Here is a 12,483-nt window from a genome sequence, read left to right as displayed (position 1 = left end):
ATTATGGATAATCAATCAAACCAACCCATTGACCCACTTCAGTCAATTGAGCCCCTTAAGACATTTGAACCCGCACAACCGAGTCAGCCTAATCCGGGAACTCCACCGGTTCTCGTTGATAGAGATGGAAATGTAAATTTAACTCAGATTCAAAGTGCAGACCTTCAGAAATATGAAACGGCTGCCAATGCTATAGATGAAACCAACCCTGGTTCTATCGTAAATTTTGGGTCTGAACTTCAAAAAACATTAGCCAACCAAAGTGATAGTTTTTTAAATAACGTAAGAAGATCAAATTCTGGCGAAGTAGGAGAGCTGATCAATAATTTATTGATTGAGCTTAATTACGTAGATGTAGACGAAATCAATGGAGGCAATAAAGTAAAAGGCTTTTTTAGCCGTTTGCCTTTCATGAAAAAAGTGATTACTCAGGTAGAAAACTTATTTGCTAAATATGATAAGATTGTTACCAACATCGATCAGATCTCGCATAAAGTAAATGCCGGAATCATTACTTCAACAAAAGACAACGCTGTTTTGCAGACTATTTTTGATAGCAACGTAAATTCTATCAAACAAATTGAAGACCTTGTGATTGCAGGGAATTTAAGAATGGAAAAAGCGGCTGGTGAACTTGCACAAATGGAAGCTAATGTTCAGAATTATGCAGATTATCAAATTGCTGATAAGAGAGATTTTATCAACAGATTAGATAGAAGGCTGGCAGATCTTAAAGTAGTACGTTTAATTATGATGCAGTCTCTTCCACAGATCAGATTGGTTCAGAACAACAACGTTTCTATCGCAGAAAAGGCACAGACGATTCTTACTACAACGTTACCCGTTTGGAAAAACCAGCTTTCATTAGCGGTTGCCATGCACAGACAGCAGCAAAATATTGAGATTCAGCAGAAAGTATCTTCTACAACAGAAGAGATCTTAAGAAAGAATGCAGAACGTTTGGGTCAGAATTCTGTAAATGTTGCCAGAGCTAATGAACAGACTATTGTATCTGCTGAAACATTGAGAGAAACAACAGCAATGTTGATTAATACTTTAAATGAAGTAAAACAGATCCAAAAGCAAGGTACAGAAAGCAGAAGAAAGCTGGATCAGGATCTACAGTCATTAGAAAGCGAATTAAAAGCAAATATTAGAGGTTAATAACAAGGTATTAAGGTGGATGATGAAGCTGTAAGCATACTATCTCAAAGTAAAAGAAGATTAACCAAGCTTAAACTTCTCTCTAATTTTTTTGAAAATGTTGACATAATATCAATCTATATTAAAACAGATATTATACACAATTTATTTCAGGAAAATAAGACGTTAGATTACAGTAAACTTGAGCTTTTTCACCTTCAGTATACCGATAGTTTAATAGAATTGCTAACCAAGATCAAAAAGAAAAAGGAAAATGATCTGTTGGCTGTTATTAACGAGATTAATATTAATAATCAATATATTGAAGCTTTCGAGGAAAAGAAAGTTGATAATTTTGAAACGGACAGGAAAATCTACAGTGGTATATTTTCTCAACATTTAAGAAACCTGTATAAAGATCTTACAGAGGATAAATTTACACTGAATTGGAATGATGTTTTATATTTTCACAAAAGATATGCAGCAGAATTTTACAGAACGGAAGCTGATGAGTCGAAATTAAAGGCAAAGACAGTTCCTTCTTACCAATATCAGGATTATCTGATAGAAAGAAAATTATTGGGGAAACTTAATATACAGAGTTTTAAAGTTCGTTTCGTGTGTGGGTATCGTATCGGAAGAGATGAATATGAATTGTTCAAGATCTTTCAGTCTGATGAGCATTTTATTTTTAGTATTGAGGAGAGGAAAATGTATTTGGTTGATGATGAATTGTCTGATTTAGATACTTCTGAAAATGAATCTAATCAAGCTTCGATCATTAATCAGTTGAAAAGAAAAAATGAAGAATTGGAAGAAACCATTCACGAAAGAAAACGAACCTTGCCGGGCGATGTAGATGCTGTATTGAAAGATTATCTTCGAAATCTCGAAAACGTAGATATTATGAATAAAATATTTGATGTGAATGAAGAAACCAATATTCTTCGCGCCATGTTGAATTTAAATTTAAATAATTAAAAAGTAGAAGGGCTAATTGTTTTTGGCATTCTATCAATAAAAAATAATAAATAACTAAACATTAAAAGATGGCTATTAACTTACAAAAAGGTCAAAGAATAAACCTTACGAAGGAAAACGGGTCGGCTCTTACGCAAGCTTGCGTGGGAATCAACTGGGGAGCAATTGAGAAAAAAGGTTTTTTTGGGACTAAAAAAGAAGCAGTAGATTTAGATGGAAGCTGTATTTTATATGATTCGAATAAAAATGCTACAGAAGTAATTTATTTCGGAAACCTAAAATCTAAAAACGGTTCTGTAAAGCACAGTGGAGATGATTTAACAGGTGATGTAGATGGAGATGATGGTTTTGATAATGAAGTAATCACGGTTGATTTTAGTCAATTGGATGCGAGTGTAGAGCATGTTGCAATGGTATTGAATAGTTATAGAGGTCAGGATTTTGGAACCATTCCTTTTGCTTCTATCCGTATTTATGAAGGAAGCCCTAAAAATGTAAGAGAGGTTTTTGCTAAATATGACATTGCGAATGATGCATCTTTTAAAGGTCATGTTTCTATGGTAATGGGCGTTTTTTATAAGAGAAATGGAGAATGGAAATTCAATGCAATTGGAGATCCTACAGCGGACAAAAAATTGGAAGAAACGATAAAGACCGTTCAGCAAAAATATTTGTAAGAAATTATAAATCAATAAAATAATTAAAACGGCAATAATTGTGTATCATACAGTTATTGCTTTTATCATATAAAAACACATATATAGTGGAACAACATCAAAGTATTTTAGAATTACACCCTGGCCTGGTCTGGGGATTTGCGATAACGGTGGTTATCATGTTACTCCTGGATTTAGGGGTTTTCAATAAGAAGAGTCACGAAGTTTCCTCTAAGGAAGCTACGATTTGGTCAGTGGTATGGATCTCGCTGTCTATGATTTTCTCGGGCGTTGTGTATTGGGTTTATAACTCAGATTTAGGTCCCGGAAGCCACGCACTAGCGGTGGAAAAATTCACACAATACCAAGCAGCGTATTGGGTTGAAAAAGCACTGTCAGTAGATAATTTATTTGTATTTATCCTTGTTTTCGGATTCTTTAAGGTTCCTAAACACCTTCATCATAAGGTATTGTTTTGGGGAATTATTGGAGCCTTGATATTCAGAGCGATATTTATTTTTGCAGGCGTTGGTCTTATCAACTTAACGTATTTACCTGAGATGACTATTTTAGGGAAAGCTGTTCAGATTAATATTGTCATGGTACTTTTCGGTTTGTTTCTTGTGTATGCAGGTATCAAATCTTGGGGAGGCGGTGACGATGATGATGATGAAGATTACAGCAATACTGCCGGGGCAAGATTGATCAAAAGATTCTGGAAAGTTTCAGATAATTATGTTGGGGATAAATTTTTCACCGTTCAAAACGGAATCAAAATGGCAACTCCTCTTTTGGTGGTTGTAGCGGTTATAGAATTTACGGATGTACTTTTCGCAGTGGATTCAATTCCGGCGATCTTTGCAATCTCAAATGACCCGTTTATCTTGTATACATCAAACATTTTTGCAATCTTAGGTCTTAGATCATTGTATTTCTTGTTGGCGAACTTCATTCATATGTTCAGCAAGTTGCCATATGGTTTAGCCATTATCTTATCTTTCATCGGGGTTAAAATGCTAATAGCACCATGGATTCACATTTCATCACCAGTTTCATTAGGAATCGTGGGTGGAGTATTGGTAATCTCGGTTCTTTTATCAATTATATTTCCTGATAAGGAGAAAGACGAAGAAAATAAAATTGAAGGATAATATCAATTATCATTAAATAAAATACATGAAGGCTTTACATATTGTAGAGCCTTTTTTATTGATTGGAAAATTGATTTTTAATCATAATCATTAATGAACATTGCTGAATGAAATGCCTTCGCGAACGAAAATACACATAATCATTTCAAAAAAAACTTAGCGAACTCTGCGTTAAAAAAATAAACAAATTCTCCCTCAAATCTGAAATCTCGAAACTTTCCAAAAATTTACCATTCACTTGCGAAGCAAAATTCACCATTCACCTTCCTTATTTATATTTCAAAAGCTTATTGATCTTCAACCTAGTTTGTAGAGACACTTTATAGGCTTCATTTCGGAGTTTCTGTATTCTCCCGACCGGTTGGAAGAAAGGTTTATTTTCAAACGGATTAAAAGATAACAACTCATTTTCACAAGAGCGAGGATTAAGAAGTGAGTCTTTCTCTATTTTTACTTCTCCGATTTTAATAAACGGAGCTTTTTTCCATTCAACATTCAGTTTATTGATGGGTTGTTTTTTTAGATCATAACAAACCTGAATAAGAATATCGGCTGTAAAATCATTTGACTTAAAATAATCTTCAAGGGCTTCTTTAGTCTTTACTTTCTTTCCAAAGTTCTTATCTACTCCTTTTGGACTCAGTTTTATTTTAATCATATGATCTCCTAGACGATAGGCTCCAACCGAATGATAATCAAAAGACAGAAAAAAATCATTTCTTTTAGTCCATAGCTTGAAAGCATTCTTTATAAACGAACCTGTTAAGGTGGATGGAATGATTTTTAAAACCTGCATCATTAAAGAAAATGAACTCCATTTTTTTACAAAAAACCGATTAACCGAAGTAAATAATTTCAAAAAAGTACTCACGGAATTCACTGGAAACAACGGGAAATTCACCAAAGGATAATTGGCAATTAAACTTCCGTTTTCATCTTTTATTTTTACCGAAAAACCATACGCAGGAATGTCTCTCTCAGGATTTTTAATTTTCAAATGAGCATTGGAAAGCCTTATGGTTAAATCAAATTTTTCCTTGTCAAAAAACTGCTTTAGCTCATTGGGAATATTGGGATCTATAATGAATTCACCTTTTAGAACGGCATAGGTTTTAGCATGCGCATTTCTTGTAGCGTGGTTAACGTCACTTATTAAAGAAGATTGCTCTACAAAATCTGCAATACTTTTTTTGCAGACTTCCAGAAGTACTTTTTCCTCCTCGTTGAGTTCGTCAAATTTCTTGTTATATTTTACTGGATCTGGCATTTAGTTTTTAAATTCAATTATAACGCCAAGTTCCGAGATATGTGTTACGACAACATTAAACTTATTTGAATTTTTTGAGAGCTGGAAAATAAGAGCAATTATACGGGTCCAAAACTTCCATCCTCTTGCTTCACTCTTCCATCTACAAAATCTTATCTTTGTAAAAAAAAAATCAATTATGGGAGTAGCAGACTTGTTATTTAAGCGTAAAAAAGAATTGGCAGAGAAGAACCTTAACGATGGTAAGGAATACATGGAAGAGTATGGTAAAAGAGAAAGCGTAGTGCAGTTGCCAAGTGGTTTGCAGTATGAGATCATTACCGAAGGAGATGGTGCAAAACCAGGTCCTAAATCTATGGTTAAATGTCACTACCACGGAACTACGATTGGAGGCAAGGTTTTCGACAGCTCTGTAAAAAGAGGAACACCAGCTTCTTTTCCTTTGAATAAAGTAATTAAAGGATGGACAGAAGCACTTCAATTAATGCCTGTAGGAAGCAAATGGAGATTAATCATTCCTGCACACTTAGCGTATGGAGAGCAAGAAGTGAGCAAAGATATCGGACCAAACAGTACACTTGTTTTCATCGTAGAGTTGTTGGGGATTAAATAATCTTACCTTACTTATCAATAAAAAATTTACCTGAGCTTCGGGTAAATTTTTTTATTTCATTATATTCGTATAGCGTTAATCAACTAAGGTTAATTCTATTTTTACACAAATAATACAAACCCGAATGAGAAAAATATTTTACCTTTTAACTGTTTTTAGTGTAATAACATCCTGTGTTTCTAAGAAAAACCAGGCGATAAAGCAGAATATCCTTACGTTAAAAGACAGCTATTGTAAAGCTCCTTTTCAATATAATTATTCCTATAAATTACCTTCTTACAATTCAGATTCTATTGTATTAGCCAATAAAGATTTGAAGCCGATGTTTTCTGATCAGAGCATTTTGATCTTGAATGCACTGGGTAATCTGGATGAGGTGCATAAAATTATAGAACTTAAAAAAGATTCTTCTCTAACTTCTCAGGTTAAAGTATTACAGCTTAAAACCATTATCAATAGTAAAATAACCATTTCTCTAACGGAATTAGATGCTGTTGCGGCAGAATTTGACTGTGAAGGTGAGCGCGTTGCCCAAATTGGATCTTATGTAGATAATCTGAATGATTCTAAAAGTAAGAAATTGATCTTATATTCTATTGTTGCGGGTGCTGCAGCCTCTATCGCAGGTGGAATTGTAAAAGATGATGCCTGGAGTAGCGCCATCGATATTGGTGGGGGAGCTTTGGGAGCAGGCTTTGGATTGGCTACGCTTAATCCGAAAGGAAAGAAGGTGGAATTTGTACATTCAAGAAATCTTTTAAGAGATGTTTGGAGAGAGAAATTAGAGTCTCCGAACTTTCCACCCTTTATTTGGTATATGTATACCGAGAAGAAATTTTCAAATAAAGAGGCCCATTCTATTATTCAGAGTATGAAAGAAAGGTGGTTGCATTATCAGTTTGATGATAATAAAATACAAGCTGATCAGTCTGTTATTTTTAGTGATGGCGGGTATTACAGGTCGGATGATCTTCATAATAGAGCAGCAATGCTGAATCAAATGCAGTCGGCTACACGAACGATTAATCAGAATATCAATTATTTACTGTTGGATTTGGATAAATTAATTCTTTAAGAAAATTTTAACTGTAATAAAATTTGTTACATTTAAAAATTGATGTATCTTTGCCATGTAATTAAGATGAACAATACAAGATTTGCTACGGCGATACATATTATGACCTTACTGGCTAAAAGTCCGCAGGAGTGGCTAACTTCTGAGTGGATGGCGGGCAGTATTAATATAAATCCGGCGGTTGTTCGTAAAGAGATCAGTGTTCTTAGAGAAGCAGGTCTAATTACAAGCCGAAAAGGTAAAGAGGGTGGAAGTCAGCTTTCAAAAGGTGCAGATTCTATAACGATTTCTGAAATTTATTCAGCAGTGAAAAATTCTGAAGTGTTAGGAAAAAAGAATAATAATCCGAATCCTGTTTGCAGCGTCGGCCGTGAAATCAATAATCATCTGAATGATTTGTTTGTAGAAACAGATCAGTTAGTAGTAAAATTTTTAGGAGATAAGTCATTGGAGCAATTCACAGATCAGTTTGATTAAAATTTTTTTATATCTAAATGTAACAATATTTATTACAATTAATTTAAAATAAAATAGTATGAAAAAAGTAGCAGTAATTGGGGCAACAGGATTTGTTGGAACTCAAGTCGTAAACGAATTAGCAAACAGAGGATATGCGGTAGAAGCTATCGTGAGAGATGCTTCTAAAGTGGAACAGAATGACAAAGTATCTGCCAAAAGTATCGATATCAATAACATTGATGAATTAGCAGAAGCATTAAAAGGAAGTGATGCTGTTATCAGCACATTCAACGCAGGTTGGACGAACCCAAATCTTTATAACGATTTCCTTACAGGTTCTGAAAACATTGAGAAAGCAGTTGAAAACTCAGGTGTTAAAAGATTAATCGTTGTAGGTGGAGCAGGAAGTCTTTACACGCCTGAGAATATTCAGATTGTAGACACTCCAAATTTTCCTGAAGCTTACAAACCAGGGGCAACGGCAGCAAGAGATTATTTAAATAAAATTAAAGAAAACAGCACATTAGACTGGACATTCTTTAGCCCTGCCATTGAAATGAATCAAGCGAATGTAGGAACAAGAACAGGAAAATACAGAACTTCTTTAGAAACTCCTGTGGTAAATGAAGAGGGAAGAAGCATTCTTTCTGTAGAAGATGTTGCAGTAGTTTTGGTTGATGAATTGGAGCAAAATAACCACATTCGTGAGCGTTTTACCGCTGCTTACTAATTAAGAAAGACAATGATGTTAGGAAAGAGATTATTATCACTACTCACCTTATTGAGTTTTGTAAGTGTTGTATTTGCCGGAAACTTGAAGATCAAAGTGTATAATCCGGGTTCAAAAGCGATTTTTCCAATTACCTCAACCATTATTTATGGAGATAAAGAGGCAATACTTATTGATGCGCAGTTTCAAAAGCAATATGCTGAACAACTTGTAAAGGAAATTAAAGCAACCGGAAAGAATCTGAAAACAGTTTTTATTTCGCACAGCGACCCCGATTTTTATCTTGGATTGGATGTTATTAAGAAAGCTTTTCCCAATGTGAGAATTATTTCCACTGCACAAACGGCTTATCTTATTTCGGCTTCAAAAGATGATAAACTGGCAGTTTGGAAACCTCAACTAAAAGAAGATGCACCTTCAGAGATTATTATTCCGGAAGCAGTAAATTCAATTCCTGATTTGGAAGGGAATAAAATTGAGATTAAACAAAATCCTGATGATTCTGCGCATAGTTTTCTTTGGGTTCCTTCTTTGAAAACAGTTGTAGGTGGTATTTCAGTTTCTGTAGATTCTCATCTCTGGATGGCGGATACACAAAATCAAAAAGCAATTGACGAGTGGATAGGGCAAATTGATGCTATGAAAGCATTGAATCCTACACAGGTTGTCCCTTCACATTTTGCAAAACAGTCTCTCTCACCAACTGCTCTTGATTTTGTTAAAAATTATCTTGAAAATTATAAGAAAGCAGTCACAGAAAATAAAACTTCAGAGTCGATTGTGAATTTTATGGTAGCAAAATATCCAAATCTTCCTGGAAAAGATGAATTGACGATGGGGGTTAAAGTTTTCTTGGGCGAAATGAATTGGGATTTAAGATCACCTTATCCAGCCATCGGACGAAAAGTAGAAGTGAACTTTGGAACCACTCAATTTGTTTTAGATTTTAAAGATAATAAAACAATGTCTTTTGTAGGAGCAGGTGGAATTACAGATACCGTTGAATACTATGCAACAGAAGTTTCTATAAATGTCTTTATGGTCTATTGGAAAGAGCCGAAGCTTGGTATCAACGTTGTGAATGTTCAGGATTATAATAAGAATATTATTTATTCAAATATCCTGAAAGCAGATGGGTCATCAAATCATCCAAAAGGGACGATTAAAATTATTCAATAATTCTTTCTTCTAATATAAAAAAGTTTCGGCGGCACCAAAGGTGCCGCCGAAACTCTATCAAGCATAATCATTTTTTATAAATTCATAAACAATTTCGGATTTACCGGCGTATTGTTTTTGTGTACTTCGTAATGAAGATGGGGTCCTGTAGAACGTCCGGAATTTCCGGATTTTGCGATCACCTGGCCTACTTTTACTTTTTCATTTACTTTCGCTACCAATTGAGATAAATGTCCGTATAATGTAGCGAGTCCATTTCCGTGAGATACGATCACACAGTTTCCGTAACCTCCTTTTTGACCTGAGAAAATAACGGTCCCAGCAGCAGTTGCGATAACATCGGTCCCAAAAGCAACACCAATATCCAATCCTTTGTGGAATTGCATTTGATCTGCCTCAGCGGGTGGATTGTTTTTTTCAACAGGCGCTTTAGATCCTGAGTTAGAATTACTGGCAATAGATTTTGTAGAAGTGGTAGCTGGGGCCGAAGCAACAGGCGCTGATTTCGGCGTAACCATTACTTTTACTTCTCTTTTATTTCCGTAGCTGTCTGTTAATTCAATTATTTTTTCAACGGGTTCTGCTTTTACTTCAGGTTTTGAAACTGCGGCAACAGCTGTTGGTTTTGATTCTGATCCTACATTTGATTTTACAGAGGCGTAAACTGTTTTAAAAGGGATAGGATTTTTTCTAACTCCGAAGTTTGATGAGATATGACCTTCTGTAGGCATTCCCAATGGAACTTGCATTAATTTTTTCTGTAAGTCCATTAAATATTGGCTGTATCGGTTAGATTGTTTCGCCAGATACACTGAACTTGAAATACTGTCTTTGCTAAGAATTGTTAGCTTTTCATTCGAAATATCTTTTGATTTTAAGAATGAATTAAGTTGAGCAACAGTTTGGTCTACAAGCCCCAGATCTGTTTTCATTTTTAAGTAATCTACACTGTCTTTTTCAGTGTTTATTTTTACAAGGTTCACCTCATAGTTTTTATTATCTCTTTCAGAAAATAATTTGGCTATGAAAACTCCTTGTACAAAAACAACGAATAAAAGTCCTCCCAGAAGGATGTTTATGTTCTTCTTGCTGCTTAGAAATTTCTTCATATTTCTTCTCTTAGTATATTAAAAAACGGTTTTAAGCTTGCAAATTTAATTAAAAATAGTTTTTGATGATTATTTTTAATGAAAATTTAGTTATTTCTGTAATTAACGTTCAATTAGATATTTAATTGTGTTGAAATGTTAATTTTTTCAGAAAATGGCTTTTATCATCCTTTCAAAAGCTTTGTTGAATCTTTGTTTTAATATATTTGCAGTTCACATTTCAATTATGACGAAAAAGAAAATAATTTCAGAATCTTCAAGTTCTAAAAAGAATAAAAATGAGGTTTCAGTGGGTGTTGTGGGAAGTGGAAGTTTTGCAACAGCGATTGTAAAAATGCTTGTTGAGAACTGTAAAATAGTGCATTGGTGTGTAAGAAGTGAGTTTGTGAAAGGCGCGATTGAACTTCGCGGGCACAATCCGAACTATCTTACAGCGGCAAATTTTAATCTTAAAAATTTAAAATTAACAACAGATATCAACGAATTGGTTTCTGCTTGTGATATCGTGGTGTTGGCAACGCCGTCTATTTATCTGTCGGATACGCTGGATAAAATGAATTGTGATTATAAAGACAAGATTTTCGTTTCGGCCATCAAAGGAATTATTCCTAAGGTGAATGATGTGGTAGCACATTATTTAAGGGACGAATTTAAGATTGGCTTTAGAAATCAGGCTGTGATTGCAGGGCCTTGTCATGCAGAAGAAGTAGCGATGGAAAGACTTTCTTATCTTACGATTGCAACGGTAGAGGATGAGGTGGCAGAAAAGTTATTTACCATTTTTAATTCAGATTTCATTAAGGTACATACTAGTAAAGATGTTCTGGGTAATGAATACAGCGCGATTCTTAAAAATATTTTCGCGATCGGAGCGGGTATTGCTAGCGGATTAGGATATGGAGATAACTTTACGGCTGTTTTCGTTTCTAATGCGATCCGTGAAATGGAAACTTTCTTAGAAGCAATCTATGAAGCACCAAGAGATGTTAATGAAAGTGCTTATTTAGGAGATTTACTGGTAACGGCGTATTCATTATTCTCAAGAAACCGAAGTTTAGGAAATCTTATTGGAAAAGGATATACGGTAAAATCTGCAATTCAGTCTATGAACATGGTGGCGGAAGGATATTACGCTGCAGATTCTATTTATAAGACTGCAAAACTAAAGAATCTTAAATTACCTATCGTTGATACAATTTACGCGATTCTATATGAAGGCAAAAATGCAGAGAAACAGTTCAAAAAACTGACGGCAAAATTGAATTAAAAAAACAAGGTTTTAATCTTTAAAACCTTGTTCAAATATTTTATTAAACTTAAACCCTTTAAGGTTTAAGTTTTTTTATTGGCTCATTTTTGTGATGATGAGTGTGTATGATGATCGTATATTCAGATTACTTGCAGTAAAGCCATTACCCGTATCAAATTCAAACTTCTGTCTGATGGTTGTAGGAGTAAGGAGTTTTAAAAAATAAGTTCCCTGAAAAAAAGTAAATGAGCTGGATAGCTGACACATTTGGTTCATTTCGGTGATAGTGGCGGCTGTAGCAGCATTAATTAAATAAGAACGGGTACACGTAAAGTTTTGTGAAAGAGACTGCGTATTGGTAGGGCCTGTATTACTACCTGAGTTACTTGTGTCTACAGAATACCGAACAATATAAGTTCCTGCCGGTAATGTGATGGTAGAGGTATCAGCACCAAGTGATGCTCCTGTAATTTTATTTTCAGCAACGGTAAATCCGGTAATGGTATTATTGGTGCTGTTAGCGGGAATTAAAGCTGAAGGCCCGATAAGCAATGACATCGCTTGAGGTTGTGATCCTGCAAGAACAATGCGTTGCCATTGGCTTTTTATCCAAATATAATATCCTTTTGGATAAGTTGAAGCCCCTCCTTTGTTGAATATCATCAGTCCGTCTACAGGATTAGCAACTGGAGTAGAAGTGTTATTCAGTACGGTAAGGTCATACTGTGGAAATAGAACACCTTTATTCGATGCATTGATATGCAGGATACTGCTTGTATTAGGGGTATTTGTATTAATGCCCACCTGCGCTTTTGTAAACATACTTAATAAGAAAGCTGTTATACAGAATATGTAAATAAGTTTTTTCATT

Annotated in this window: 13 protein-coding genes; 10 read left to right on the top strand and 3 right to left on the bottom strand. The window is 34.7% G+C overall.

Annotated features, from left to right (window positions below):
- The first annotated feature begins 3 nt into the window (after positions 1-3).
- The 4 genes from BUB80_RS07800 (at position 4) to BUB80_RS07785 (ending at position 3,931) form a co-directional block, all read left to right on the top strand.
- Positions 4-1,164 carry a toxic anion resistance protein gene (locus BUB80_RS07800; protein WP_175549577.1) on the top strand — a complete coding sequence of 387 codons (1,161 nt, stop codon included), beginning with the start codon at positions 4-6 and terminating at the stop codon, positions 1,162-1,164.
- A 15-nt stretch (positions 1,165-1,179) separates the two neighbouring features.
- Complete coding sequence (locus BUB80_RS07795) at positions 1,180-2,124, top strand: hypothetical protein (RefSeq protein ID WP_073292374.1); 945 nt, start codon at positions 1,180-1,182, stop codon at positions 2,122-2,124.
- 68 nt (positions 2,125-2,192) lie between these two features.
- On the top strand, positions 2,193-2,801 hold the full coding sequence (locus BUB80_RS07790) for a TerD family protein (protein WP_073292373.1): 609 nt from the start codon (positions 2,193-2,195) through the stop codon (positions 2,799-2,801).
- An 86-nt stretch (positions 2,802-2,887) separates the two neighbouring features.
- Entirely contained in the window at positions 2,888-3,931 is a 1,044-nt protein-coding gene (locus BUB80_RS07785) for a TerC/Alx family metal homeostasis membrane protein (RefSeq protein ID WP_073292372.1), read from the top strand.
- 268 nt (positions 3,932-4,199) lie between these two features.
- Here BUB80_RS07785 and BUB80_RS07780 read toward each other — a convergent pair whose 3' ends face one another.
- Positions 4,200-5,198: a catalase family protein gene (locus tag BUB80_RS07780; protein WP_073292371.1), complete on the bottom strand. Its 999-nt coding sequence runs from the start codon at positions 5,196-5,198 to the stop codon at positions 4,200-4,202.
- 178 nt (positions 5,199-5,376) lie between these two features.
- Here BUB80_RS07780 and BUB80_RS07775 point away from each other — a divergent pair, with 178 nt between their 5' ends.
- From BUB80_RS07775 to BUB80_RS07755, 5 genes are all read left to right on the top strand, one after another.
- Positions 5,377-5,811, top strand: a complete 435-nt coding sequence (locus tag BUB80_RS07775; protein ID WP_054510526.1) for an FKBP-type peptidyl-prolyl cis-trans isomerase — start codon at positions 5,377-5,379, stop codon at positions 5,809-5,811.
- A 124-nt stretch (positions 5,812-5,935) separates the two neighbouring features.
- A complete protein-coding gene (locus BUB80_RS07770) occupies positions 5,936-6,886 on the top strand; it encodes a hypothetical protein (RefSeq protein ID WP_073292369.1) in 951 nt (316 codons plus the stop codon).
- Between the two features lie 66 nt (positions 6,887-6,952).
- Complete coding sequence (locus BUB80_RS07765) at positions 6,953-7,363, top strand: Rrf2 family transcriptional regulator (RefSeq protein WP_073292368.1); 411 nt, start codon at positions 6,953-6,955, stop codon at positions 7,361-7,363.
- 58 nt (positions 7,364-7,421) lie between these two features.
- Positions 7,422-8,075: an NAD(P)-dependent oxidoreductase gene (locus BUB80_RS07760; protein ID WP_073292367.1), complete on the top strand. Its 654-nt coding sequence runs from the start codon at positions 7,422-7,424 to the stop codon at positions 8,073-8,075.
- 12 nt (positions 8,076-8,087) lie between these two features.
- Entirely contained in the window at positions 8,088-9,254 is a 1,167-nt protein-coding gene (locus BUB80_RS07755) for an MBL fold metallo-hydrolase (protein ID WP_073292366.1), read from the top strand.
- A gap of 74 nt (positions 9,255-9,328) precedes the next feature.
- Here the strand turns inward: BUB80_RS07755 and BUB80_RS07750 are convergent, their stop codons facing one another.
- A complete protein-coding gene (locus BUB80_RS07750) occupies positions 9,329-10,363 on the bottom strand; it encodes a M23 family metallopeptidase (RefSeq protein ID WP_083547110.1) in 1,035 nt (344 codons plus the stop codon).
- Positions 10,364-10,589: 226 nt separating this feature from the next.
- Between BUB80_RS07750 and BUB80_RS07745 the strand changes: the two genes are divergently transcribed.
- Positions 10,590-11,630: an NAD(P)H-dependent glycerol-3-phosphate dehydrogenase gene (locus tag BUB80_RS07745; RefSeq protein ID WP_073292412.1), complete on the top strand. Its 1,041-nt coding sequence runs from the start codon at positions 10,590-10,592 to the stop codon at positions 11,628-11,630.
- Positions 11,631-11,705: 75 nt separating this feature from the next.
- On the opposite strand, the gene BUB80_RS07740 is transcribed toward BUB80_RS07745, so the two are convergent.
- Positions 11,706-12,482: a hypothetical protein gene (locus tag BUB80_RS07740; RefSeq protein ID WP_139262608.1), complete on the bottom strand. Its 777-nt coding sequence runs from the start codon at positions 12,480-12,482 to the stop codon at positions 11,706-11,708.
- Between the last annotated feature and the right edge of the window lies 1 nt (position 12,483).

Origin of the sequence: Chryseobacterium polytrichastri (assembly GCF_900142445.1) — a bacterium.
GTDB lineage: Bacteria > Bacteroidota > Bacteroidia > Flavobacteriales > Weeksellaceae > Chryseobacterium > Chryseobacterium polytrichastri.
Note: the sequence above shows the minus strand (reverse complement) of the source record. Positions and strands in the feature narration are given on the sequence as shown.